19 protein-coding genes and 3 rRNA genes are annotated in these 24,152 nt (G+C 64.5%); 9 read left to right on the top strand and 13 right to left on the bottom strand.

The window, feature by feature from the left end; all coding sequences use genetic code 11:
• Positions 1–35: 35 nt before the first annotated feature.
• From OHB24_RS39970 to OHB24_RS39980, 3 genes are all read left to right on the top strand, one after another.
• Positions 36–2,747, top strand: coding sequence for an AbfB domain-containing protein (locus OHB24_RS39970; RefSeq protein WP_327636175.1), 2,712 nt, complete (start codon positions 36–38; stop codon positions 2,745–2,747).
• A gap of 1 nt (position 2,748) precedes the next feature.
• A complete protein-coding gene (locus OHB24_RS39975; RefSeq protein WP_327636176.1) occupies positions 2,749–4,584 on the top strand; it encodes a glycoside hydrolase family 76 protein in 1,836 nt (611 codons plus the stop codon).
• A 242-nt stretch (positions 4,585–4,826) separates the two neighbouring features.
• Complete coding sequence (locus OHB24_RS39980; protein WP_327636177.1) at positions 4,827–5,477, top strand: hypothetical protein; 651 nt, start codon at positions 4,827–4,829, stop codon at positions 5,475–5,477.
• Here OHB24_RS39980 and OHB24_RS39985 read toward each other — a convergent pair whose 3' ends face one another.
• Complete coding sequence (locus tag OHB24_RS39985) at positions 5,478–5,957, bottom strand: AAA family ATPase (RefSeq protein ID WP_327636178.1); 480 nt, start codon at positions 5,955–5,957, stop codon at positions 5,478–5,480.
• Between the two features lie 83 nt (positions 5,958–6,040).
• Between OHB24_RS39985 and OHB24_RS39990 the strand changes: the two genes are divergently transcribed.
• Positions 6,041–6,295 carry a helix-hairpin-helix domain-containing protein gene (locus tag OHB24_RS39990; protein ID WP_327636179.1) on the top strand — a complete coding sequence of 85 codons (255 nt, stop codon included), beginning with the start codon at positions 6,041–6,043 and terminating at the stop codon, positions 6,293–6,295.
• Positions 6,296–6,374: 79 nt separating this feature from the next.
• On the opposite strand, the gene rrf is transcribed toward OHB24_RS39990, so the two are convergent.
• The 3 genes from rrf to OHB24_RS40005 all read right to left on the bottom strand — a co-directional run bounded on the left by rrf (position 6,375) and on the right by OHB24_RS40005 (position 11,810).
• Positions 6,375–6,492, bottom strand: a 5S ribosomal RNA gene (rrf, locus tag OHB24_RS39995).
• A gap of 156 nt (positions 6,493–6,648) precedes the next feature.
• Positions 6,649–9,775: ribosomal RNA gene (locus OHB24_RS40000) — 23S ribosomal RNA — on the bottom strand.
• A 510-nt stretch (positions 9,776–10,285) separates the two neighbouring features.
• Positions 10,286–11,810: ribosomal RNA gene (locus OHB24_RS40005) — 16S ribosomal RNA — on the bottom strand.
• The 16S, 23S and 5S rRNA genes sit together here, the layout of an rRNA operon.
• A 963-nt stretch (positions 11,811–12,773) precedes the next feature.
• Between OHB24_RS40005 and OHB24_RS40010 the strand changes: the two genes are divergently transcribed.
• Entirely contained in the window at positions 12,774–13,445 is a 672-nt protein-coding gene (locus tag OHB24_RS40010; RefSeq protein ID WP_327636180.1) for a class I SAM-dependent methyltransferase, read from the top strand.
• Between the two features lie 5 nt (positions 13,446–13,450).
• Here the strand turns inward: OHB24_RS40010 and OHB24_RS40015 are convergent, their stop codons facing one another.
• The 3 genes from OHB24_RS40015 to OHB24_RS40025 form a co-directional block, all read right to left on the bottom strand.
• Positions 13,451–13,678 (bottom strand): hypothetical protein, encoded by a 228-nt coding sequence (locus OHB24_RS40015; protein WP_327636181.1) that lies wholly within the window; start codon positions 13,676–13,678, stop codon positions 13,451–13,453.
• Positions 13,679–13,748: 70 nt separating this feature from the next.
• Entirely contained in the window at positions 13,749–13,952 is a 204-nt protein-coding gene (locus tag OHB24_RS40020) for a KTSC domain-containing protein (protein ID WP_327636182.1), read from the bottom strand.
• A 52-nt stretch (positions 13,953–14,004) separates the two neighbouring features.
• Positions 14,005–14,358, bottom strand: a complete 354-nt coding sequence (locus tag OHB24_RS40025; protein ID WP_327636183.1) for an XRE family transcriptional regulator — start codon at positions 14,356–14,358, stop codon at positions 14,005–14,007.
• Between the two features lie 138 nt (positions 14,359–14,496).
• On the opposite strand from OHB24_RS40025, the gene OHB24_RS40030 reads away from it, so the two are divergent.
• On the top strand, positions 14,497–14,790 hold the full coding sequence (locus tag OHB24_RS40030) for a hypothetical protein (RefSeq protein WP_327636184.1): 294 nt from the start codon (positions 14,497–14,499) through the stop codon (positions 14,788–14,790).
• Between the two features lie 59 nt (positions 14,791–14,849).
• Here the strand turns inward: OHB24_RS40030 and OHB24_RS40035 are convergent, their stop codons facing one another.
• Both OHB24_RS40035 and OHB24_RS40040 read right to left on the bottom strand, forming a co-directional pair.
• A complete protein-coding gene (locus tag OHB24_RS40035) occupies positions 14,850–15,920 on the bottom strand; it encodes a hypothetical protein (RefSeq protein ID WP_327636185.1) in 1,071 nt (356 codons plus the stop codon).
• An 89-nt stretch (positions 15,921–16,009) separates the two neighbouring features.
• A complete protein-coding gene (locus OHB24_RS40040) occupies positions 16,010–16,639 on the bottom strand; it encodes a hypothetical protein (RefSeq protein ID WP_327636186.1) in 630 nt (209 codons plus the stop codon).
• 200 nt (positions 16,640–16,839) lie between these two features.
• On the opposite strand from OHB24_RS40040, the gene OHB24_RS40045 reads away from it, so the two are divergent.
• Positions 16,840–17,664 carry an aldo/keto reductase gene (locus OHB24_RS40045; protein WP_327636187.1) on the top strand — a complete coding sequence of 275 codons (825 nt, stop codon included), beginning with the start codon at positions 16,840–16,842 and terminating at the stop codon, positions 17,662–17,664.
• A gap of 10 nt (positions 17,665–17,674) precedes the next feature.
• Here OHB24_RS40045 and OHB24_RS40050 read toward each other — a convergent pair whose 3' ends face one another.
• The 3 genes from OHB24_RS40050 to nrdR all read right to left on the bottom strand — a co-directional run bounded on the left by OHB24_RS40050 (position 17,675) and on the right by nrdR (position 21,884).
• The gene (locus tag OHB24_RS40050) at positions 17,675–18,310 is read right to left on the bottom strand and encodes a DUF6308 family protein (RefSeq protein WP_327636188.1); all 636 of its coding nucleotides are present in this window, start codon (positions 18,308–18,310) and stop codon (positions 17,675–17,677) included.
• A gap of 74 nt (positions 18,311–18,384) precedes the next feature.
• Positions 18,385–21,285: a vitamin B12-dependent ribonucleotide reductase gene (locus OHB24_RS40055; protein WP_327636189.1), complete on the bottom strand. Its 2,901-nt coding sequence runs from the start codon at positions 21,283–21,285 to the stop codon at positions 18,385–18,387.
• A gap of 104 nt (positions 21,286–21,389) precedes the next feature.
• Positions 21,390–21,884, bottom strand: a complete 495-nt coding sequence (gene nrdR, locus OHB24_RS40060) for a transcriptional regulator NrdR (RefSeq protein ID WP_327636190.1) — start codon at positions 21,882–21,884, stop codon at positions 21,390–21,392.
• Positions 21,885–22,222: 338 nt separating this feature from the next.
• On the opposite strand from nrdR, the gene OHB24_RS40065 reads away from it, so the two are divergent.
• Together OHB24_RS40065 and OHB24_RS40070 are read left to right on the top strand one after the other, a co-directional pair.
• Positions 22,223–22,531, top strand: a complete 309-nt coding sequence (locus OHB24_RS40065) for a metal-sensitive transcriptional regulator (RefSeq protein ID WP_130387805.1) — start codon at positions 22,223–22,225, stop codon at positions 22,529–22,531.
• 37 nt (positions 22,532–22,568) lie between these two features.
• Complete coding sequence (locus tag OHB24_RS40070) at positions 22,569–23,513, top strand: nucleoside hydrolase (RefSeq protein WP_327636191.1); 945 nt, start codon at positions 22,569–22,571, stop codon at positions 23,511–23,513.
• On the opposite strand, the gene OHB24_RS40075 is transcribed toward OHB24_RS40070, so the two are convergent.
• Entirely contained in the window at positions 23,506–24,096 is a 591-nt protein-coding gene (locus OHB24_RS40075; protein ID WP_327636192.1) for a TetR/AcrR family transcriptional regulator, read from the bottom strand. The genes OHB24_RS40070 and OHB24_RS40075 overlap by 8 nt on opposite strands.
• Positions 24,097–24,152: the final 56 nt, after the last annotated feature.

Consider the following 24,152-nt stretch of genomic DNA (forward strand, 5'->3'; position numbering starts at 1 on the left):
AGCGCTCTCTTCCTACCGCCCCAGGGAGATCACCCATGCTGTCGCGACGGTTCCTGCTGCTGACCACAGTCCTCGGCCTGTTCGCCGTACTCCTGACACCGCTCGCGGCGAGCGCGGTCACCCCGAAGCCGCCGCCGTTGGCCACGCCGTGGACCAACCAGGTGTCGGTGACCGATCCGCTCCCGGAGTACCCGCGTCCACAGCTGACGCGAAGCGAGTGGCAGAGCCTCAACGGCGTCTGGCAGTTCGCGCCGGCGAGCGACCTGAACAACCCGCCGACCGGGACGCTGCCCGAGGAGGTCCTGGTCCCGTACCCGATCGAGTCCGCGCTCTCCGGCATCCAGCGCCACGAGAACCGGATGTACTACAAGCGCACGTTCACAGTCCCGGCCGGCTGGTCCGGACGCCACGTACAACTCAACTTCGGCGCCGTGATGTGGCAGTCGAAGGTGTGGGTGAACGGCGCGCTGCTCGGCACACACGAGGGCGGGTACGACGCCTTCTCGTACGACATCACCTCGGCGTTGCGAGCCGGGAGCAACGACATCGTCGTCGGCGTCTGGGCGCCGGTCGACACCGAGGACATCCCGCTCGGCAAGCAGCGCGTCAACCGCGGCGGCATCTGGTACACGCCGTCGTCCGGCATCTGGCAGACCGTCTGGCTCGAGCCGACGCAACCCACCTGGATCACCCGGCTCGACACGGTCCCGAACGTCGCCGCCGGCGGACTGGACCTCACCGTGCAGGCATCCTCACCCGGTCAGGCTGTTCGCGCCCAGGTGCTGTCCGGTGGTCAGGTCGTCGGCGAGGCGACCGGGGTCAGCGGCACCCAGTTCCGCGTGCCTGTGCCCAACGCACGCCTCTGGTCGCCCGACGATCCGTTCCTCTACGACGTTCGCGTTTGGCTGGGCGACGACTCGGTCGGCGGGTACTTCGGGATGCGCTCCGTCGGCAAGGCGATGCTCGGCGGCTTCCTCCGGCCGACGCTGAACGGCAAGTTCGTCTACGCTCTCGGTACCCTCGACCAGGGGTACTGGCCCGACGGCCTCTACACCGCGCCGACCGACGAGGCGTTGCGGTTCGATCTGGAGCAGCAGAAGGCGCTCGGCTTCAACATGGTCCGCAAGCACATCAAGGTCGAGTCGGCGCGCTGGTTCTACTGGGCGGACAAACTCGGGCTGATGGTCTGGCAGGACATGCCGTCGCTGGTTGCCGGACGCAACGCTTCCGCGACCGGCGAGGCGCGGTACGAGTCCGAGCTGCGCCGGATGGTCGAGAACCACAGGCAGATCACGTCGATCACGCAGTGGATCCCGTTCAACGAGGGCTGGGGCGAGTTCCAGGCCGGCCGGATCGCCGACCTGGTGAAGAGTCTCGATCCGAGCCGGCTGGTCAACCACAACTCGGGCTCGAACTGCTGCGACTCCGATCCGGATCCCGGCAACGGCGACGTCATCGACGACCACCTGTACGTCGGTCCCGGCATCGCGCGGGCACCGTCGACGACGCGCGTACTGCAACTCGGTGAGTACGGCGGACTCGGCCTGCACGTCCCCGGTCACGAGTGGCCGAGCGGCAACAGCTTCGCGTACGAGATGCTCCCGACGAGCGATGCGCTGACGACGCGGTACGTGCAGATCACCAGCCAGCTGCCGGACCTGATCACCGGCTCCGGGCTGTCCGGCTCGGTCTACACCGAGCCGACCGACGTCGAGGACGAGATCAACGGCTTCTACACCTACGACCGCCAAGTGCAGAAGATGGACTTCGCGCGGGTGCGGGCCGTGAACCAGCAGGTCCTGGCCGCCGCCAACGGTACGACGTTGCCGACGGGCAAGCTGATCTCGTTCCGCGTCACAACCCCGACGTACACGAACCGCTATTTGCGGCACATCGACGGCGTCGCGAACACCGAGGTCGTGGACGCCGGCAGCAACCAAACGCTCAAGCAGGACGCGACGTTCTGGGTCCGGCCGGGTCTGTCCAACAGCAACTGCTACTCCTTCGAGTCGCGCAACTTCCCCGGCCAGTATTTGCGCCAGCGTGATCTTCGGATCTACAAGGAAGCGAACCCGAACGCAGCTGACGCCACGTTCTGCACGCATCCCGGTCTGAGCGGCGGCGGTACGTCGTTGGAGTCCGCCGCCCGGCCCGGGTACTACCTGCGCCACCGCAACTCGGAGGTCTGGCTGGACACCGACACCGGCGGCTCGTACCGCGACGACGCGACCTGGAACCTCGTCCCGGCCTGGTGGCGCAGTGGTGCGGACCTCGCGGTCGGCCAGACCCGCACGTTCCGCGTGACCACGCCCGGCTACACCGATCGGGTACTGCGGCATCGTGAAGGGCTGACTCGGACTGACACGATCGACGCCAACTCGTCGCTCACCGACCGCCAGGACGCGAGCTTCGTGATCCGCGCCGGCCTGGCCGAGAGCAGTTGCTACTCCCTCGAGTCGCTCAACTTCCCGGGCCAGTACCTCCGGCACAGCAACTACCGGCTGCAGAACGCGCCCAACGACGGCACCGACACCTTCCGCAAGGACGCGACGTTCTGCGCCCAACCACCACGCGCCGGCGGGGCCGGCAACGTGTCACTGCAGTCGATCAACTACCCGACGTACTACGTCCGGCACGCCAGCGAGCTGGTCTACATCGCCACCGTCGGCGGAGCGAATGCGTGGGACGGCGGCGGTTCGTACGACGCCGACACGACCTGGGCCAACCAGCCCGGACTCGGAGGCTGACATGCAGACCCAACCTCCCGCCGAGCGAAGCGAGGCGGTGCTTTTGGTTTTTGCCCTGGTGCTGACGTTGGCGCCGGCGATCCCCGCCGACGCGCAGCCTTTGGCAGCTCAGGTCTGTTCGGTCTCGTGCGACACGCTCGATCCTTCGAAGGCGCAGGAGGAGACGTTCCCCGTACCGGAGAAGGTGATCAACGGGCGTCGCGTCGTACTGCACGTATCCGACAAGGACGCGATGGCGTGGGGGAGCATCGACAACGGGTCCACCAACGACGCGGTCTGGCTCGACCGCAGCTGGGACGGCGGCGCGACCTGGGACGGTCTGCTCGGCAAGGCCTCGGTCCCGTCCGGGTGGACCGGCACGCGCACGCTCATGTACAACCTCGCCGACCCGGCCGGGCACCGGCGCGGCCTGATCCGCGCCTGCGGTGACGCGGCCGGCGTCGACTGCACCGCCTGGGTGCACACCGCGGTCTGCGCGGCAGCCTGCGACGGTAGCTCCGGTCCGTCCGGCGACAACCAGCCGGTGCCGTCGACCACGCTGTCCAACCGGCGGATCTCGCTCCATGTCGACAACCGCGGGATGGCCTGGGGCGCTCTGGAGAACGGCACCGCCGGCGACGAGATCTGGCTGGACCGCTCCTGGAACGAAGGCGCCTCCTGGCCCGGCGGCTCATCCCTCGGCCGGACCAGCGTCGCCTCCGGCGCCGGTGCAGCCACAACCCGTCTCTACGCTGTGACCGATCCAGTCTCGAAGCTGTACGGCGGCGCAGTCCGCGCCTGCGGGCGAGCCGTCGAAGGCCAGACCGGCAGCTGTACGGCGTGGGCGCGGCCGGCTGCTGACCGCACCGGTGCAGCCGCCGACGCGTTGATGTACTCGTACCAGCCGCACACCGCGTGGTGGCTGTCGAGTTGGTGGAACTCCGCGGTGGCGGTGACAACGCTGATGGATTACCAGCAGCGCACCCGCCGTACCGATCTGCGCTGGATCGTGAACGAGGTGTTCGAGAAGAACAAGGGAGTGTTTCCGGCGGGCGAGAAGAGCGGTGACGCCCTGGAGGGGAACTTCGTCAGTCGCGCGATCGACGACACCGAATGGTGGGCTATCGCGTGGATCGAGGCGTACGACCTGACCGGCGATCGTAAGTACCTGGACATGGCGGTCACGATCGCGAACTACGTCCAGGGGTACTGGGACACGAGCACGTGTGGCGGCGGGGTGTGGTGGGACCGCGAGCGCACGTATAAGAACGCGGTGACGAACGGGCTCTACATCCGGATGACCGCGGCGCTGCACAACCGCCTGGCCGGCGACACTGTCTGGTTGCAACGCGCCACCGCGGGGTGGAACTGGTTCGTTGGCAGCGGGATGATCAACTCGTCGAACCTGGTGAACGACGGTGTGACCGGTGCATGCACCAACAACGGCCAGACCGTGTGGACGTACAACCAGGGCCTGGCGATCGGCGGCGCGCTCGAACTGTGGCGGGCCACCGGCGACAACTCGCTCCTGGCGAAGGCTCGTCAGCTGGGTGATGCGGCGATGTCCTCGCTCAGCCCAGGCGGAATCCTCACCGAGAGCTGTGATCCGGCCGGCAACTGCGACGACAACCAGAAGCAATTCAAGGGCATCTTCATGCGGTACTTCATGGACCTGGCAGACTCCACCGGCGAGGCGTCGTACCGGACCTATGCCCAGCAGCAGGCCGACTCGATCTGGCAGAACGACCGCGACTCGCTGAACCGGCTCGGTCAGCGCTGGGCGGGCGGCGGCGCGCGTGACTGGCGCACGCAGGCGAGCGCTCTGGGTGCGCTGATTGCGGTGATTCCAGCGGGCTGAGCTTGACACTTGTCCAGATTTCGATGTGTTGTTACCAAAATCGGACCCCGGTGCTGCCCCTTGACCAGGGGGTGCAGCAGACTGGTCCGGTGACTTTTCCGGAGAGGCGCCGAACCTGCTCACACCGAGTAGGCGGAGCTCTGGTCAAGCGGTCGTATGACGGCGTACCGTCGCCTGCATCCGGCACCATGTCACGACCTGGCGCAGCGTTGCCGCCGCCTCATCATGATCGGAGGGCGTGAATGGCTTCCTGGCTGCTCCGCGCCCAATGGCCGCATCGTGACGAGACCGTCGAGCACCGCGCACTCCGGGTCGGCCGGACGCTGACCGCGGTGGCGGTCGCGTTCCCCGACGTCCACATCTGGACGCAGGACGAGCGCTGGGGGTACCACGTCCTCGAGGCCGACGGCTCCACGCCGCTGCAGGAGATGGTCGAGGCGACGACGAAGGTGCTCGCGAACGGTACGAGTACCACGCGCCTGCACCTGCAGAGCACCGGCGAACTGCCGTGGCTGTTCGACCTGTCCATGGGCGGCACGATGACGACCGTCTCGGACCAGCTCACGCTGCACTGGAGCGACGAGGACGCACTGCGGCAGTCGGAACGCTTCGCTCAGGTGCTGCGCGCGGTCGTCACGATCTGGGAACCGCAGTGGGCGAGTATCGCCGACACCGAGCTCGCCGCGGCAGCCGGTGTCTTCCGGCGCGGCATCCCGATGATGGGCTGGCTCACGTACGTGCGGGGCATGGTGGCCGGCGCTCCCGGCATCGACATCACGCTCACGCCGTACGAACGTGGCACCCTTCTCCAGGCGCCGGTCTCCCCCATCGAGCTCACACCGGTCCACATCTGCGCAGCGGCCGCACTTGTCGGCATCGCGCCCGAGGAATAGCTAGTCCTTCACCACGAGCTGCCGATCCCAACGCTGCAACTCATCCGCAGTCGGCACCTCGAACCTGGCGCTCCACTCCGTGAGCTCCTCCCGGCTGGCACGGAACGTCGCCGGCGGCAGGTTCGCGTTGCGTCGCTCAAGCCGCTCCCACAGCACCTCGAACGGCAGATCGAGTACGACGATCTCTGCACTCGCACCGAGCGCCTGCGCTCGCGTCCGGAACAGATCCCGCTCTTCCGCCGACCAGCAGCCGTAGTCAAGGATCACGTCCACCTCGAGCGTCAACGCCCGCGCTGCGACACCCCAGAGCAGCTCGGACTCCAGCACCCAACGCCGGCCGTCGACCTCGTTCGTATTGAACAAGGCGTCCATCCACTCGTCGGGAGTGAACCGCAATGCCTTCCGGTCCTCCTCGATCCGTCGAGCCCAAGAAGTCTTGCCCGCACCCGGCAAGCCGACGATCAGCACCATTCCAGCCATCCCCGGAGCATAGGGCTACGACGCCGTACGGGTCGTCCGATTTGTTCAAGACCCGCACAGGCCTCGTAAGGCATGGTCGAAGCATGTCCAAGACCGAACTCACGAGCCTCATGAATGTTGGCCCGGCCGTCGCCGACTACCTGGGGCGTGCGGAGATCACGCGGATCGACCAACTGGCCGGAAGGGATCCTGTCGAGATCTACGAGACGATCTGTGAACGCGACCAGCAACGCCACGATCCGTGTCTCCTGGACACGATCATGTCCGCCGTCGACCAGGCGAACGGCAACCCACCGCGGCCCTGGTGGACGTACACGCCCGAGCGCAAGGCCGGCTGAGCGCCGTGCCGCGCAGAAATATTTGGGCCTACAAATGTTAAGGGCCACCCCTTGCGGGGTGGCCCTTAACAGTGTGAATGTCCGGCGGCGTCCTACTCTCCCACGACCTCCCGGTCGCAGTACCATCGGCGCTGGCGGGCTTAACTTCCAGGTTCGGAATGGAGACTGGGTGTTTCCCCGACGCTATGGCCACCGAAACTCTATAGAAATATCAATCAAACACTCTCGAGCCACATGGGCTGGGGTTTGACCGTATTCCGGGAACCGTACAGTGAACGCGAACATCGTTACTTGTAGCGCAGGCTTGCGACCGGCAATGGTCGTTGAGTACCCAACCCCTAGGGGTGGGTGTGTGTGACAAGCCCTCGGCCTATTAGTACCAGTCAGCTCCACACCTTGCGGCGCTTCCACCTCTGGCCTATCAACCCAGTGGTCTACTGGGGGCCTTACCCGGTTAACCCGGTGGGAGACCTCATCTTGAAGCGTGCTTCCCGCTTAGATGCTTTCAGCGGTTATCACTCCCGAACGTAGCCAACCAGCCGTGCTCCTGGCGGAACAACTGGCACACCAGAGGTTCGTCCACCCCGGTCCTCTCGTACTAGGGGCAGCCCTTCTCAAGTCTCCTGCGCGCGCAGCGGATAGGGACCGAACTGTCTCACGACGTTCTAAACCCAGCTCGCGTGCCGCTTTAATGGGCGAACAGCCCAACCCTTGGGACCTACTCCAGCCCCAGGATGCGACGAGCCGACATCGAGGTGCCAAACCATCCCGTCGATATGGACTCTTGGGGAAGATCAGCCTGTTATCCCCGGGGTACCTTTTATCCGTTGAGCGACGGTGCTCCCACATGCCACCGCCGGATCACTAGTTCCGACTTTCGTCCCTGCTCGACATGTCTGTCTCACAGTCAAGCTCCCTTGTGCACTTACACTCGACACCTGATTGCCAACCAGGCTGAGGGAACCTTTGAGCGCCTCCGTTACCTTTTAGGAGGCGACCGCCCCAGTCAAACTACCCACCAGGCACTGTCCCTGATCCGGATAACGGACCAAAGTTAGACAGCCAGAACAATCAGAGTGGTATTTCAACGATGACTCCACCCGAACTGGCGTCCGAGCTTCACAGTCTCCCACCTATCCTACACAAATTGTACCGACCACCAATACCAAGTTGTAGTAAAGGTCCCGGGGTCTTTCCGTCCTGCTGCGCGTAACGAGCATCTTTACTCGTAATGCAATTTCGCCGAGTCCATGGTTGAGACAGCGCCCAAGTCGTTACGCCATTCGTGCAGGTCGGAACTTACCCGACAAGGAATTTCGCTACCTTAGGATGGTTATAGTTACCACCGCCGTTTACTGGCGCTTAAGTTCAAAGCTTCGCCGGCCGAAACCGGCTAACCTGTCCCCTTAACGTTCCAGCACCGGGCAGGCGTCAGTCCGTATACATCGAATTACTTCTTCGCACGGACCTGTGTTTTTAGTAAACAGTCGCTTGGGCCTGGTCTCTGCGACCATCACCGCTTCCACCAGCAAGTGGTGTAACGGATCAGGTCCCCCTTCTCCCGAAGTTACGGGGGCATTTTGCCGAGTTCCTTAACCATGGTTCACTCGATCGCCTTGGTATTCTCTACCTGATCACCTGTGTCGGTTTGGGGTACGGGCGGCTCTAACACTCACTGCGAAGTTTTTCTCGGCAGCATGGGATCATCCACTTCCCCTGAACGGGTCCGCCTCGGCTCTCAGGCTATGTGAGACACGGATTTGCCTATGTCTCGCCCTACCACCTTGCCCGCGGATCAGCTTGCGCCTACCATCGCCGCGGTTGGACTACCCTCCTGCGTCACTCCTCAATGCACCTACTACCACCTCGGGTCAAAACATCCACACCTCAACCCGAAGGTCTCAGTACTTCTGTTTCTTAGCATCAGCGGGTTCGGTCGGGTCGTGTTAATGCCGGTACGGGAATATCAACCCGTTGTCCATCGACTACGCCTGTCGGCCTCGCCTTAGGTCCCGACTTACCCAGGGCAGATTAGCTTGACCCTGGAACCCTTGATCATCCGGCGGACGGGTTTCTCACCCGTCATTCGCTACTCATGCCTGCATTCTCACTCGTGCAGCATCCACAACTCCATCACTAGGCTGCTTCACACGCTGCACGACGCTCCCCTACCCATCCACACACCTGGACCAGAATCAAGTTCTGGCCGAGTAATAATATGAATGCCACAGCTTCGGCGGATTGCTTGAGCCCCGCTACATTGTCGGCGCGGAATCACTTGACCAGTGAGCTATTACGCACTCTTTCAAGGGTGGCTGCTTCTAAGCCAACCTCCTGGTTGTCTGGGCAACTCCACATCCTTTTCCACTTAGCAATCGCTTAGGGGCCTTAGCTGGTGATCTGGGCTGTTTCCCTCTCGACTACGGAGCTTATCCCCCGCAGTCTCACTGCCGCGCTCTCACTTACCGGCATTCGGAGTTTGGCTGATTTCGGTAAGCCGGTAAGCCCCCTAGACCATCCAGTGCTCTACCTCCGGTAAGAAACACGCGACGCTGCACCTATATGCATTTCGGGGAGAACCAGCTATCACGGAGTTTGATTGGCCTTTCACCCCTATCCACAGGTCATCCCCCAGGTTTTCAACCCTGGTGGGTTCGGTCCTCCACGCGGTCTTACCCGCGCTTCAACCTGCCCATGGATAGATCACTCCGCTTCGGGTCTAGAGCATGCGACTAAAGCGCCCTATTCAGACTCGCTTTCGCTACGGCTACCCCACACGGGTTAACCTCGCCACACACCACTAACTCGCAGGCTCATTCTTCAAAAGGCACGCCGTCACACATTCACAAGGAACATGCTCCGACGGATTGTAGGCAATCGGTTTCAGGTACTATTTCACTCCCCTCCCGGGGTACTTTTCATCTTTCCCTCACGGTACTAGTCCGCTATCGGTCACCAAGAAGTATTTAGGCTTAGCGGGTGGTCCCGCCAGATTCACACGGGATTTCAAGAGTCCCGTGCTACTTGGGAAAACACTCAAGAGTCACTGTCTTACGCCTACAGGGCTATAACCCACTACGGCTCAACATTCCAGAAGATTCGACTTCAACAGTGATTTATAACTCTTCGGTCTCACGGCATTAAGACCCGAATGCTCCCACAACCCCACATGCGCAACGCACGCCGGCTATCACACGCACATGGTTTAGCCTCATCCGCTTTCGCTCGCCACTACTCACGGAATCACTATTGTTTTCTCTTCCTGCGGGTACTGAGATGTTTCACTTCCCCGCGTTCCCTCCAGAACCCTATGTGTTCAGGCACTGGTAACTGGCTTTAGAATGCCAGCTGGGTTTCCCCATTCGGACACCCCCGGATCACAGCTCGGTTGCCAACTCCCCGGGGCTTATCGCAGGCTCCAACGTCCTTCATCGGCTCTTGGTGCCTAGACATCCACCGATTGCCCTTAGTAGCTTGTCACAAAATCAACAAAACATGCCGAAATCGCAAATACACTACAAAAGATGCTCGCGTCCACTATACAGTTCTCAAAATACGGGCAGGAACACCAGCCCCACAACCATCACCTATCGGTCCTCGAGTATCCAGCCCAGGGAAACAACCCACCCAGTCCAGAACACCCACACCAACGGTTTGATGAGAGCCGGCCCCAGCCACCAAACACACACGATCCGCAAAGATCCATGCATCCGTGACCCAGAAGAAACAGCCCCAACCCCCGAACCCTCAGGTTCGTTGGCCAGGCCCGATTCCTCAGGACCCAACAGCGCGCCTCGGTGCTCCACCCAGCCATCTCCGCGTTCCACGCCCACACCCCCGAAAGAGTGTCAGCAGTACTAACTTCCATGACTTCGCTTCGCACCTAATGGTCAATGTTCCACATTCCGAAGCACCATCACCTCGAGACGAACGCTCAAGCAGTGATGAATAGGCACCGGACTCTAAGAGCCGGCGCCGAATGCTCCTTAGAAAGGAGGTGATCCAGCCGCACCTTCCGGTACGGCTACCTTGTTACGACTTCGTCCTAATCGCCAGCCCCACCTTCGACGGCTCCCTCCACAAGGGTTAGGCCACCGGCTTCGGGTGTTGCCGACTTTCATGACGTGACGGGCGGTGTGTACAAGGCCCGGGAACGTATTCACCGCAGCGTTGCTGATCTGCGATTACTAGCGACTCCGACTTCATGGGGTCGAGTTGCAGACCCCAATCCGAACTGAGACCGGCTTTTTGGGATTCGCTCCACCTTGCGGTATCGCAGCCCTTTGTACCGGCCATTGTAGCATGCGTGAAGCCCTGGACATAAGGGGCATGATGACTTGACGTCATCCCCACCTTCCTCCGAGTTGACCCCGGCAGTCTCCTATGAGTCCCCACCACCCCGAAGGGCGTGCTGGCAACATAGGACGAGGGTTGCGCTCGTTGCGGGACTTAACCCAACATCTCACGACACGAGCTGACGACAGCCATGCACCACCTGTATAGGACCCTTACGGACCCCCCATCTCTGGAGGATTTCCCTATATGTCAAACCCAGGTAAGGTTCTTCGCGTTGCATCGAATTAATCCGCATGCTCCGCCGCTTGTGCGGGCCCCCGTCAATTCCTTTGAGTTTTAGCCTTGCGGCCGTACTCCCCAGGCGGGGCGCTTAATGCGTTAGCTGCGGCACGGAGGACGTGGAATGTCCCCCACACCTAGCGCCCAACGTTTACGGCGTGGACTACCAGGGTATCTAATCCTGTTCGCTACCCACGCTTTCGCTCCTCAGCGTCAGGTAAGGCCCAGAGAGCCGCCTTCGCCACCGGTGTTCTTCCTGATATCTGCGCATTCCACCGCTACACCAGGAGTTCCGCTCTCCCCTGCCTACCTCTAGTCTGCCCGTATCGGAAGCAGGCTCGGGGTTAAGCCCCGAGTTTTCACTCCCGACGTGACGAACCGCCTACGAGCCCTTTACGCCCAATAATTCCGGACAACGCTCGGACCCTACGTATTACCGCGGCTGCTGGCACGTAGTTGGCCGGTCCTTCTTCTGCAGGTACCGTCACTCTCGCTTCGTCCCTGCTGAAAGAGGTTTACAACCCGAAGGCCGTCATCCCTCACGCGGCGTTGCTGCGTCAGACTTTCGTCCATTGCGCAATATTCCCCACTGCTGCCTCCCGTAGGAGTCTGGGCCGTGTCTCAGTCCCAGTGTGGCCGGTCGCCCTCTCAGGCCGGCTACCCGTCGACGCCTTGGTAGGCCATTACCCCACCAACAAGCTGATAGGCCGCGAGCCCATCCCCAACCGCCAGAACTTTCAACCAACCACCATGAGGCGGCCAGTATTATCCGGTATTAGACCCCGTTTCCGAGGCTTATCCCAAAGTTGAGGGTAGGTTGCTCACGTGTTACTCACCCGTTCGCCGCTCGTGTACCCCCGAAGGGGCCTTACCGCTCGACTTGCATGTGTTAAGCACGCCGCCAGCGTTCGTCCTGAGCCAGGATCAAACTCTCCGTTGAAATCTATATGTCAACCACAACCAAAGCCGTGGATAACAGACTACATTGAGTGATCCTTTGAATCAGAAACAAAACCATTACTGGCTATTGTTATCCGTATTAATTTCAAAGGAATCCGCCACAGAACAAGACAACCAACCACCCAAAATCTCGAAGAGACCAGGGTAGAAAAGCCATCAAATGCCTGTGAACGGGGATACTTCAATTTCGGCATTGACTTTCGGCACGCTGTTGAGTTCTCAAGAATCGGACGCACACCGCGCTTCAGACTTTCGTTTGAAGCTCCGGGGCAACTCGCCCAACTTTACTGTTTCGCTTCCAGCCGGTCAAATCGGCCTTTTCGATCCAGTCTCCCTGCGCGACTCAGTGTCCGAAACCCGCCGAGGCGTGTTTCGGCTTCCGAGACCTTCAGGGAGTTTGTTGAAGGGCCGGCCGCTTTCGCGTCCTGCGCCTCGCTCCAACAAGAAGAACATTACTGACATTCGCGGTGCAGATGCAAATCGGGGTCCCGGGACCCTCGTCCGAGCCTCCCGGCACCTGCCCTCGGCACCGTCGTCCGGCGTCGAGGGAAGCAGCGCTGGTCCCTCTGGTCACTCCACTCGCACGCGTCTCCGCGAGCGACACTTCCATCATGCCGCACCCGCACAAGTCGATTTCGGCGGGAGCCCAACGCAGTACGGGAGACACCCGGCGAGACGACGTACGAGACGGCGTACGAGACGGCTAGGAAGACGACAAGGTGGGAGCTGGTCGGCTCCCACCTGTCACGTGCTGCGCCGCCCAGGAGACGCCTCTCGGCGAGTGGCCGCTCGTAGCGGCTTAGGTTGAGGCCCGGGGTCATGTTCCGGACGGCATCAGGTGTAACTCCACTCCCCCACGACCTATTCCCGCACCCGAACCAGGAGCGACCCAGCTGCGCAGACAGCTGACCGAGCGAACCGCGAGCCGTCGTACTGTCGCTCCATGTCTCGTGCCTCCCAGAGAGCGCTGGCCACCTTGGCCCGCATCAACGACGCACATCCTTGGTCCCACAACGACGCCTACGCGGCACTCGTACTGCACCATGCACGGCGCGTCCGTGCAGCCGGCGGCACGAACGCTCTGGACGTGGGTTGCGGGACAGGAAACCTCGTTCGCCGGCTCGCCGGCGTCTTTCCCGCAGTCACCGGCATCGAGCGCAATGTCCCGACGGCGAAGCAGGCTCGGAGCAGTGCCGCGGACCTCGCCAACGTCCGCATCCTGACGCAGCCGTTCGACGAGGTCCACGGAAGCAGCTACGACCTGATCACCTTCGTGGCGGTGCTCCACCACCTGCCGTTGGAGGCGACGCTCGAGAAGGTGCGCGAGTTGCTGCGGCCGGGCGGCCGACTTGTCGTGGTCGGCGTCAGCCGGGAAGCGCCGGAAGATCTTCCGTGGTCGATCGCCTCGATGATCCTGAATCCCATCGTTGGCATCGCCAAGCACCCGCGACGAGCACACACCGTCCCCGCGCACATGACCGCACCGACGGCAACAGCCGCGGAATCCTTCGAGGAGATCGCCCTCGCAGCTCAGCGCATCCTCCCCGGAGCCCGGCTCAGCCGCAGCCTGTTCTGGCGATACAGGCTGACCTGGAAAGCCCCGGGCTCGCCGTAGCCGGTTTATCGCGACGGCTGAGGTGCTGAACAGTCGATCTTCGGGTTGGCCCCGACGTAGTTGAGCGGTCCCGCGACGACTGTGACGAGCACGGTGCCGACCTTGGCGCACGACGTACGCGAACTCTCGAAGTAGTTCCGCTGGGCCGCGGCCGCCAGGCCGATGAGCAGCCAGACGAGCACGACAATCGTGATGGCCCGGGAACGGGACGTGGAAACTCTGCGGGTAGGCATGTCCATCTCCTGCCGTGGACGAACCCCCGTGCGACCCACCTCAAGTGCCCGCTGCGAACGTGACAGAAACTCAGATCTCGCGGACGTCGTAGTACGGCTTGATGTGTTTGTTGACGTACGCGCCGATGCTCGGTGCGGCCAGGAGCGCCGCATAGGTCGGCTGCGGTACGTCGAAGTACTGGTAGATGTCGCCGCTCACGTACTCGAGCTCGAGCGTGCCGTCGGACCATCCGACCGATCGCACACTCGACGAGTTCACCGGGCGTCGCCTCATCCGCGGCTCCTTCCGCACTTGCACCGCGCCGCCCAGTCTGCCGTTTCCACGGTCAAGGCGAAGGCGATCGCTCCGGATCCTCGGCCTGCAGGCGTGCCAGGGCACGCGTGAGGTCGCCGAGCGCCGTGTTGAGCTGGGTCAGCACGGTTTTGTCGATCGGTCCCCGGTCCCGGTCCAGGCCGAGGTTCGCCGCGAACCGGAGATGGGCATCGGGCGGCGCCTTCTTGAGGTAGGTGTCGAGAGCCTCCTGGAGAAAGGGGCTGGGCACGAGCTCCGGTCTCTCACGCCACTTCGTCAGCGTGCGCGGCGAGATGCCGAGCTGCTCCGCGAACGCCTCGTTCGTCAGCCGCAGCGCCGTACGCAAGGCATGCGCGTGCCGGCCGGTCCATTCCTCGATGACTGTCATCCGTGCTCTCCCTTGCGCGTCAATTACTCCCTGCAATGAGAATATTCGTTTCGGTGACCGCCGGTGGGCAGAATTTGTGCGCTGTGGATACCGGTTGAGTTCCTGGTGAGGACGCCCGGCCGCGCGTTGACTTGGCGCATGGACGAGATCAGCGGGAGAACCGCGACGCTGCTGCGCACGACGCGCCAGCGTCATCTGCGCATCGCGAGCAAGCCCGGACCGCGCCGCTTCGAACTGGTCCGGTACCGCGACGTCTCCGGTGTCAGCGGTACGGGCGTTGTCGCGGAGGGCGTCGAGTGGAGCGACGGGACGGTCGCGCTGCGCTGGGGCGGCCACTACCCGACCACGACCGTGTGGCAGGACGGGATAGACGCGCTGCTGAGCATCCATGGGCACAACGGCGCGACCACGGTCCGCTGGCTGGACGACTAGCGATGCGCACTCGACTCCGGTGGGGCGGGCCCACCCTGCAGACAGCCCGCCTCACCGGTCTATTCGGTGAAGAACTGCTCCCGGTACGGCGTACCCGGCTCAGCCTTGGAACCGTTCAGTTCGGTCCGGACGGGACCGGTCTCGCGACGGCCCTCCTCGCCGGCGCCGGCATGCCTCGGGACCGGACGCTGCTCCGACTCCCCCGAGCTGTCCCCACCCGGAACGGAGCTGTCCTGGACCGCAGCAGAGTCGTCCCGGTCCGGAACGTCGTCCTGGGCGGCCTCGGTCAGGTCCTCGATTGCCGTGCTGAAGGCGAGTTCGGCGCGGGTCGGCCGCGGGCGTTCGATCTCCTCGGCGGTTGTCCGCCGTACCGGGAGATCGTTCGCCGCGGCCGACAGTTCGGCGAGAGTGTCGAGCAGGCCGAGCGCCGTTTCGACCTCACCCGGATGGTTGACCATCCACCAGACCGCGGCCGATCCAGGCGTGGCGAAGACGTCGTCCTTCAAGTACGCGCGTTTGTCCTGCTCCATCCGGCGCTCAAGCAGCGTGGTCTGCTCGCGCCGATGCAGGGCGGCGAGGTGCTGAAGGTGTTTCTGATCCGCGTCCGGCAACCGCAGTCGTACTTCGGTCGCCCAGCTCCGGACCTGCCCCTTCTCGTCCAGCGCCGGCTCGCCGAGAAGCGCAGCCAAGCGATGCTGGTTGAGAGATTCCTCGGTCACCTGCTGCCGTACGGTCAGCGCTCGCGCCCTGTCCAGCAAGGCATCAACCGCAACCGCACCGAGGTCGGCATGACGCGAGCCCGACAGCACAGTCGACCACTGCACGACAGCCGAGAAGCTGAACTGGAAGTCCGGCGAAGCCGACGGCAACCGCACGTCGGCGACCGTCCGCGACGGCGGTCCGGAGAAGACAGGCTCCGGATCCGGCAGTACGACGGAAGGCGCCGGGACCGGCTTCGTGACAACAGGACGGGGCTCATCCGGCTGCTTCCAGACAACCGCCAGCAACACCAACAGCACCACGGTCAGCACCACAGCCGCCCAAGCCGGCAGCCCGACAATCAGCGAAACGACGTACAGAATCAGCACAATCGCGGCAGCCGTGAGGAGAGAGTTCCGGTGGAGCTTCATGGCGGCGTTCCTTCACCGGCGTCAGGCGGACGACGAGTCCCCCAAAGTGTCACACGCCTAACGCAAAGTAGCCGCCGGGCGCGTGTCGGTTAGCCGGTGAGGGAGCGGAGGGCTTGGCGGGAGGGGGTTAGGAGGACTGGTTTGTAGGGGCAGGGTTTGTCGGTGAGGGTTTCGTAGGCTCGGATGGCTCGGCTGGCGGCGTCCCAGCCTTGTTCGGCGGGGGTGCGTCCGAGACCTCGGTTGCGGACCAGGGCGCCATAGAAGGCGGAGCAGAAGACGGTGGCTTCGTACCAGCCGATGACGGTGCTGGTGCCGATGTAGGTGACGTCGCCCTGGATGCAGTCGCGGATCGCGCGTTGCCACTTGCCGATGCCGGTCTTGCAGCCGTCGGCGATGACGACGCCGCTGGCGATCCCCCACTGGTGGTCGAGGAACCAGTCGGCGAGGGACTTCAGCGACACCTGGGTCTTGCCGTCGGTGGACAGGAACGACGGCTCCTCACTGTGATCACCGTGTGCCATCACGTGCAGGACGGTCGACGGGGTGGTGAGGGCCGAGAACGCGGTCTCGTGGTCGCGGGTGCGGACGAAGTTCACGTCGATGAAGGGCTGGTCCCAGCCGGCGTTGATGTTGCCGGTGATGCCCTGCACGAACGACATCGACGCGTCGAACGAGCTGTCCAGACCGAGATCCACGAGAGTGACCAGCCGATTCTTCATAAGCCCACCCCTCCAACGCTTTTCGTCGCCCGTCGCACCATGATGACCCACGGATCCGACAGTTCGCGTACGGATATCCCGGCGCTGAGACAGCCGGTCCCAGCCGTACGCCGTACGGCGGAATCGGGAGACCGCGGTGGCGGGTGCGGACCGTGATCGGCCTATCGTGGCCGGGCGCGTACGCCGAAGGAGGAGACGGGATGAGTCAGGTTCCAGTAGTCACGTTGAGTCACGGAACTGCGATGCCGCGGATCGGGCTCGGGACATCGCCGATGAACGACGCGGACGCCGAGCGGGCGGTGAGTACGGCGCTCGAGCTCGGGTACCGCCTGATCGACACCGCGGAGAACTACCGGAACGAGGTGGGCGTCGGACGGGCACTGCGGAACGCGCCGCGCGACCAGGTGTTCGTGACGTCGAAGTTCAACAAACGCTGGCACAGCGTCGACGGGCCGCGCCAGGCGTTCGAAGCGAGCGCGGAGAAGCTCGGCGTCGAGTACGTGGACCTCCTGCTGATCCACTGGCCGAATCCCGAGCAGGACCGGTACGTCGACGCGTGGCGAGGACTCGTCGCGCTCCGGGAAGTCGGCCTGGTGCGCGCGATCGGTACGTCGAACTTCAAGCCCACCCACCTGCAACGGCTGATCGACGAAACCGGCGTCGCACCCGAGGTGAACCAGGTCCAGCTGAGCCCGGTCTGGGCCAAGACCGCCGAGCGCGAGTTCCATGCCCAGCACGGGATCGTCACGGAGGCGTGGAGCCCGCTAGGCAAGGGCACCGATCTCCTGAACCACCCGGCAGTGCAGGAGATCGCCAAGACGCACGGGAAGGCCCCTGGGCAGGTCGTCCTGCGCTGGGAGACCCAGCAGGGCGTCGTACCCATCCCGAAGTCAGCCGACCGCGGCCGGCTCGCGCAGAACCTGGCAGTGTTCGACTTCGAACTCAGCTCGGAGGAGCTGGCAGCTCTCACCGCACTGGACGGCACCGCCAAGCCCGCCGCCGACTCCGACCGCTCCGGCCACTGACCCGCAGGTGTCAGGTGATGGTGCAGGTGGTGTTGCCTTTGCCGTGCATCCAGAGGAGGACGTCGAGGATTCGGATAGCTGAGAGGTCGAACGGAGGCCTGAGGTCATCGCGGAGCGACAGCAGATGCGGGTGCAGTCCGAGGTCTTGCTGCAGGTGGGTCCGCAAGGGTTCCCACAGGCTGGTGGAGCCGATGACCTCTGCGACGACGGAGTCGTAGATCGGGCGGAGGCGCGGGCGCTTGCGGGCGTAGAGCTTGCTGGCGGTGGTCGGGCCGACGGAGGGCAGCGCGTCGAGCATTCGCCACAGGCGCCAGCCGACCCAGTCGTCAGGCCACGGCGTTCGTTCCTCGACCAGGTCGCGGTCGGGGCCTAGTTCGTCGAGGAGTTCTGCGAACTCGTCGGCCCTGGTGTCCAACAGCGCCTCTGCGGCCAGCGGTGAGACGTTGACCGAGAGGAAGGAGACGGCCACCAGGTCGTCGGCGGTGAAGCGGTTGTGCGAGCTGTCGCGGGTGCCGGCGCTGTCCCAGGTGTCGAAGCGAGCGCCGACGTACCGGTGTGCTTCGTGGCCGTTCAGTCCGTAGTAGCAGGACAGAACTCTGAGAGCGTCGGCTCGTCGGTCGACGTCCACCAGTGACGGCAGCTTCATCAGGGCCTCCTGACGCGCCTCGGCCCCCGGGGAGTCTGGGAAGTTCCCGGGGGCCGTGGTGCTTTCAGTTTGGGTCAGCTGCAGCCGGAGGTGCTGCCGCAGCCTTCGCAGACGTAGCAGGAACCGCTGGGGCGCATCTTGGTGCCGCAGGTGAAGCAGAGCGGGGCGTCGACCGAGGTGCCGGTGATGAGCTCCAGCATTTCGGCGGTGGTGTGGGCCTCGCCCTTGATCGGCTTGGCGGCTGCCGCGTCGGCCGGCTTCGCAGGAGCCTCCGTGAGCTCGGCGACCGGCTCGACCGTCTTCAGCGACTCGGGCTCGGACACCTCGACCGGGGCCAGCTCGTACGAGCCGGTGTCGAGCTGCCGGGACCGCTCGTCCGCCGAGTAGATGCCCAGGGCGGCCCGCTCATCGAACGGCAGGTAGTCCAGCGCCAGGCGGCGGAAGATGTAGTCCATGATCGACTGCGCCATCCGGACGTCCGGGTCGTCGGTCAGACCGGCCGGCTCGAACTTCAGGTTGGTGAACTTCTGGACGTAGGTCTCCAGCGGTACGCCGTGCTGCAGCGCGATCGAGATCGCGATCGAGAAGGCGTCCATCACCCCGGCGAGCGTCGAGCCCTGCTTGCCCATCTTGAGGAAGACCTCGCCCAGACCGTCGTCCGGGTAGGAGCCGGCGGTCATGTAGCCCTCGGCGCCACCGACCGTGAACGACGTGGTCCGCGACGGCCGCGACTTCGGCAGACGCTTCCGGGTCGGCCGGTACTCGATGATCTTCTCGACGATCTTCTCGGCAACAGCGGCCTCGGCCTCTACGGCCTCGGAGGCCTTCTTCGCCTTCGCGTCCGCCAGCGGCTGACCGACCTTGCAGTTGTCGCGGTAGACCGCGAGCGCCTTCAGGCCGAGCTTCCAGCCCTGGAAGTAGACGTCGGCGATCTCCTCGACCGTCGCGGTCTCCGGCAGGTTCACCGTCTTCGAGATCGCGCCGGACAGGAACGGCTGCGCCGCCGCCATCATCCGGACGTGGCCCATCGGCTTGATGGCCCGCTCACCCATCGCGGTGTCGAAGATCTCGTAGTGCTCCGGCTTCAGGCCCGGGGCGTCGACCACGTGACCGTTCTCGGCGATGTACTCGATGATCGCCTCGATGGTCTCTTCGGTGTAGTTGTACTGACGCAGCGCCCGCGGGACCGTCTGGTTGACGATCTGCATCGAGCCGCCGCCGACCAGCTTCTTGAACTTGACCAGCGAGAAGTCCGGCTCGATGCCGGTGGTGTCGCAGTCCATCATGAAGCCGATGGTGCCGGTCGGCGCGAGCACCGAGGCCTGCGCGTTCCGCCAGCCGTTCTTGGTGCCGATCTTCAGCACGCCCTCCCACGCCGCGGTGGCGTGCTTCTGGACGTCCTTGTCGATCTCGTGGATGCTCCGGATCGCGTCGTTGGCCGCGGCGTGCTTGCGCATCACCCGGGTGTGCGCGTCCTTGTTCCGCTCGAAGCCGTCGTACGCGCCGACGATGCCGGCCAGCTCGGCGGAGCGCTTGTACGACGTACCGGTCATCAGCGACGTGATAGCGCCCGCCAGTGCGCGACCGCCGTCGGAGTCGTACGCGTGACCCGTTGCCATCAGCAACGCGCCGAGGTTCGCGTACCCGATACCCAGCTGCCGGTACGCGCGGGTGGTGACGCCGATCGCCTCGGTCGGGAAGTCCGCGAAGCAGATCGAGATGTCCATCGCGGTGATGATCAGCTCGACCGCCTTGACGAACTTCTCCGAGTCGAAGAGGTCGTCGTCGCGGAGGAACTTCATCAGGTTCAGCGAGGCCAGGTTGCAGGACGAGTTGTCCAGGTGCATGTACTCCGAGCACGGGTTGGACGCGGTGATCCGGCCCGTCTCCGGCGTCGTGTGCCAGTCGTTGATGGTGTCGTCGTACTGCAGGCCCGGGTCGGCGCAGGCCCACGCCGCGTGCGAGATCTTGTCGAACAGCTCCCGGGCGTCGACGGTCTCGATCACCGAGTTGTCCAGCCGCGCGCGCAGCCCGAAGTCGCCCTTCTCCTCGACCGCCCGCATGAACTCGTCCGAGACCCGGACCGAGTTGTTCGCGTTCTGGTACTGCACGGAGGTGATGTCGCGACCGCCGAGGTCCATGTCGAAGCCCGCGTCCCGCAGGACCCGGATCTTCTCCTCCTCGCGCATCTTGGTGTCGACGAACTCCTCGATGTCGGGGTGGTCGACGTCCAGCACGACCATCTTCGCCGCGCGCCGGGTGGCGCCGCCGGACTTGATGGTGCCGGCCGACGCGTCCGCGCCGCGCATGAAGCTCACCGGGCCGGACGCCGTACCGCCGGAGGACTGGAGCAGTTCCTTCGAGGAGCGGATCCGCGACAGGTTCAGGCCGGCGCCGGAGCCGCCCTTGAAGATCAGGCCCTCTTCCTTGTACCAGTTCAGGATCGAGTCCATCGAGTCGTCCACGGCGAGGATGAAGCAGGCCGACACCTGCTGCGGCGAGGACGTGCCGACGTTGAACCACACCGGCGAGTTGAAGCTGAAGTACTGGTGCAGGAGCATCCAGGTGAGCTCGTGCTCGAACACCTCCGCGTCCTGCGGCGAGGTGAAGTACCCGTGGTCCTCGCCGGCCTTGCGGTAGGTCTTCACGACCCGGTCGAGGAGCTGCTTGAGGCTCCACTCGCGGTTGTCGTGGCCGATCGCGCCACGGAAGTACTTCGTGGTGACGATCGTCGACGCGTTGACGCTCCAGAAGTCGGGGAACTCCACCCCGCGCTGCTCGAAGACCGTCTCACCCGTCTTCCAGTTCTGCTGTACGACGTCGCGACGCTCCCACGTCACCTCGTCGTACGGGTGGACGCCTTCGGTGCTGAAAACGCGCTCGATGGTGAGTCCCGTGGGCGCGTTCTTGCGCCCCCGGAACCCGGCCGCCGACCGCTTGGTCGACCCCGAGTGGCCGGTCACCGTCTCTGTCATGGTTGCTCCTCGCCCTGTGTCTACTACCGCGGTCTGTCGGGACCGCCCCGTTGGAATGCTGTAACGCCACTACTGCAACTACCTGGAACTACCGTTCCCCCGGTTTATGTCTGCTGGGTCGGCTTCAGCGGGTCCGGCTCGGTGCCCTGCGGCTCCTTCTCGGCCCGCAGCAGCGCGATCTCCGTCTCGAAGTCGTCGGCGGACTCGAACTGCCGGTACACGCTCGCGAATCGCAGGTACGCGACCTCGTCGAGCTCCCGCAGCGGCCCGAGGATCGCGAGTCCGACCTCGTGCGCGGGCACCTCCGGCGAGCCGCTGCCCTTCAGCGCGTCCTCGACCTTCTGACCCAGGCGCGCGAGCTGGTCGGTATTCACCGGCCGGCCCTTGCACGCCTTTCCGACCCCGTTGATGACCTTCTCCCGGCTGAACGGCTCGGTTGCGCCGGAGCGCTTCACGACCGTGAGCTGCATCTGCTCGACGGTGGTGAACCGCTTCTCGCAGACCGGGCACTGCCGGCGGCGGCGGATCGCTCCGCCGTCCTCGGCCACCCGGCTGTCGACGACCCGGGAGTCGGCATGTCGGCAATACGGACAGTGCACGACGAATCACTCCTCCCGTGCCACCCGCGAGGGGTGGGTTGTGGATCAGCCTGGGGACAACTTGTGTAGAACCTGTGTGCAACTAACCACTACCTGTGGAAAATTACACCCGTGTAACCACTACATCTAGGGATCCTAGATCGCTGCTCCGACAGTTTGCAAGCACGCCCCGATTGCCCGCGCGTGTCACAGGTTTCAACACTCGCGCGGCCCCGTGTACTCCCGCGTGGCGCCACCGCGACGACCCTTTCGAGGCGCAAACTACGGCCCGCACAGACCGCTCCCAGAGGCCGGCGGAGGATAGGGTTCGGCGGGACCCAGGGAGGAATGTGGTGAGCGTGACCGAACCGGTCGACGAGCATGCGCAGCACGGTTACATCGGCGACAAGAAGGCGTACCTCGCGCGGTTGAAGCGGATCGAGGGGCAGGCCCGCGGGTTGCAGCGCATGGTCGAGGACGAGAAGTACTGCATCGACATCCTCACCCAGATCTCGGCGATGACGAAGGCGCTCGAGTCGGTCGCGCTCGGTCTGCTCGACGACCACCTCACGCACTGCGTCGTCGACGCCGCCGCGGCCGGCGGTCCGGAGGCCGACGCGAAGATCAAGGAAGCGTCCGCCGCGATCGCACGGCTGGTGCGCTCCTGACCGGCGTGCACGGGGCGGCGTGCATCAGGATGGGCGCATGAAGCCGGTGATTCTCGATGTCGACACAGGCCTGGACGATGCGTGCGCCCTGCTGCTGGCGGCGCGGCATCCCGAGCTCGATCTGAAGGCCGTGACCTGCGTCGGCGGGAACGTCGGCATCGACGACGTGGTGCGCAACACGCTCACGGTCCTCGACGCCGCGGGCCGGCCCGACGTCCCGGTTGCCCGCGGTGCCGCCGTACCGCTGATCCAGCCGGTGCGGTCGGCGCAGCATGTCCACGGTGAGGACGGGCTCGGCGATCTGGACTGGCCGCGGTCGACGCGGGCGACGGACCCGCGGCATGCAGTCGAACTCCTCCGCGACGTACTGCGGGACGCGGCGGCGACCGGGGAGCTCATCACGTTGATCCCGTTGGCGCCGCTGACGAACATCGCGCTGCTGCTCCGGACGTATCCGGAGGCGGCGCAGGGTCTGCGCGAGATCGTGTTCATGGGCGGCGCGGCCGGGATCGGGAATGCGACAGCCGCGGCGGAGTTCAACATCTGGACCGATCCCGAGGCGGCCGCGATTGTGCTGGCCGCGGCCCGGGATCTCGGCATCGCGGTGACCATGTACGGGCTGGATGTCTTCTACGACGTCGTGGTCACGCTCGACCAGGCGCGTGCGTTGAGCGGATCGCCCTCGGCCGAGCTGGCGTGCAAGCTGATCGAGAAGCGCAGCGAGCGGTACCAGTCGGACGGCGGCAGCATCGGCGACGGCGGGGCGGTGTGCGCGGTGATCGATCCGTCGGGCCTGACGACGCAGGAGTACCCGGTACGCATCGAGTTGTCCGGGAGTTGGTCGCGCGGGCGGACGATCGTCGACACGCGGGGCGCGTCGGACGTCGCGAACGATCCGCAGGGACCGGCAGCGACGATCCGGGTCGCTACGGCGGTCGACGGCAAGCGGTACGCCGAGCTGTGGCTGGCGACCGTTAGCTGAGCAGATCGAGGAGGCGGGCGCGTACGCCGTACAGGAACAGGTCGAGGCCGTCTGCGAACAGGTCCGTGTCGTCGGCATGTTCTGCGACTACGGCGGCCAGGCTCCAGCGGGCGGTGACTTCGAAGAGGTGACGCGCCTCGGGCTCCGGTACGCCGATGCGCACGAGGGCGTCGATCTGGGCGCGGATGAGCTCGGCTCGCGAGCCGGCGCCCTGGTCGCGGTCCGGCGTCGCCTTCGACTGCATCAGCCCGGCCAGCCCTGGATGGTCCGCGTAGAAGGCCCGGAGCTCGAGTGAACCGGACCTGGTGAGATCGATCCACTCGTCGACGGACGTGAGTTCGTCGTACGCCGTGTTGTCCGCCGTGAACTGGTCGAACGCGTTGCGGGCGACCAGGTCGAGGAGCTCGGACTTGTTGTGGACGTGGTGGTACAGCGACGGGGCGCGGACGTCGAGGCGCTCCGCGACGGCGCGCATTGTCAGGCCGTCCACACCGTCGGCGTGGATGATCGCCAGGGCCGCGTCGGCGATCGCGGCGACGGTGATGCCGGCCGCCGCGTGGGAGGAAGGGTCGCGTCTGGTCACGAAATCTGTTGTCCGCGGTCGTGGGTGGTGGGTACTGTCTAACGTCATTAGACAGC

The organism is Kribbella sp. NBC_00482 (assembly GCF_036013725.1).
Lineage (GTDB): Bacteria > Actinomycetota > Actinomycetes > Propionibacteriales > Kribbellaceae > Kribbella.

What these genes read in the sequence shown, in the direction of transcription:
- OHB24_RS39970 (WP_327636175.1), top strand. Translation starts at nt 36, where the DNA reads ATGCTGTCGCGACGGTTCCTGCTGCTGACCACAGTCCTCGGCCTGTTC.
- OHB24_RS39975 (WP_327636176.1), top strand. Translation starts at nt 2,749, where the DNA reads ATGCAGACCCAACCTCCCGCCGAGCGAAGCGAGGCGGTGCTTTTGGTT.
- OHB24_RS39980 (WP_327636177.1), top strand. Translation starts at nt 4,827, where the DNA reads ATGGCTTCCTGGCTGCTCCGCGCCCAATGGCCGCATCGTGACGAGACC.
- OHB24_RS39985 (WP_327636178.1), bottom strand. Translation starts at nt 5,957, where the DNA reads ATGGCTGGAATGGTGCTGATCGTCGGCTTGCCGGGTGCGGGCAAGACT.
- OHB24_RS39990 (WP_327636179.1), top strand. Translation starts at nt 6,041, where the DNA reads ATGTCCAAGACCGAACTCACGAGCCTCATGAATGTTGGCCCGGCCGTC.
- OHB24_RS40010 (WP_327636180.1), top strand. Translation starts at nt 12,774, where the DNA reads ATGTCTCGTGCCTCCCAGAGAGCGCTGGCCACCTTGGCCCGCATCAAC.
- OHB24_RS40015 (WP_327636181.1), bottom strand. Translation starts at nt 13,678, where the DNA reads ATGCCTACCCGCAGAGTTTCCACGTCCCGTTCCCGGGCCATCACGATT.
- OHB24_RS40020 (WP_327636182.1), bottom strand. Translation starts at nt 13,952, where the DNA reads ATGAGGCGACGCCCGGTGAACTCGTCGAGTGTGCGATCGGTCGGATGG.
- OHB24_RS40025 (WP_327636183.1), bottom strand. Translation starts at nt 14,358, where the DNA reads ATGACAGTCATCGAGGAATGGACCGGCCGGCACGCGCATGCCTTGCGT.
- OHB24_RS40030 (WP_327636184.1), top strand. Translation starts at nt 14,497, where the DNA reads ATGGACGAGATCAGCGGGAGAACCGCGACGCTGCTGCGCACGACGCGC.
- OHB24_RS40035 (WP_327636185.1), bottom strand. Translation starts at nt 15,920, where the DNA reads ATGAAGCTCCACCGGAACTCTCTCCTCACGGCTGCCGCGATTGTGCTG.
- OHB24_RS40040 (WP_327636186.1), bottom strand. Translation starts at nt 16,639, where the DNA reads ATGAAGAATCGGCTGGTCACTCTCGTGGATCTCGGTCTGGACAGCTCG.
- OHB24_RS40045 (WP_327636187.1), top strand. Translation starts at nt 16,840, where the DNA reads ATGAGTCAGGTTCCAGTAGTCACGTTGAGTCACGGAACTGCGATGCCG.
- OHB24_RS40050 (WP_327636188.1), bottom strand. Translation starts at nt 18,310, where the DNA reads ATGAAGCTGCCGTCACTGGTGGACGTCGACCGACGAGCCGACGCTCTC.
- OHB24_RS40055 (WP_327636189.1), bottom strand. Translation starts at nt 21,285, where the DNA reads ATGACAGAGACGGTGACCGGCCACTCGGGGTCGACCAAGCGGTCGGCG.
- OHB24_RS40070 (WP_327636191.1), top strand. Translation starts at nt 22,569, where the DNA reads ATGAAGCCGGTGATTCTCGATGTCGACACAGGCCTGGACGATGCGTGC.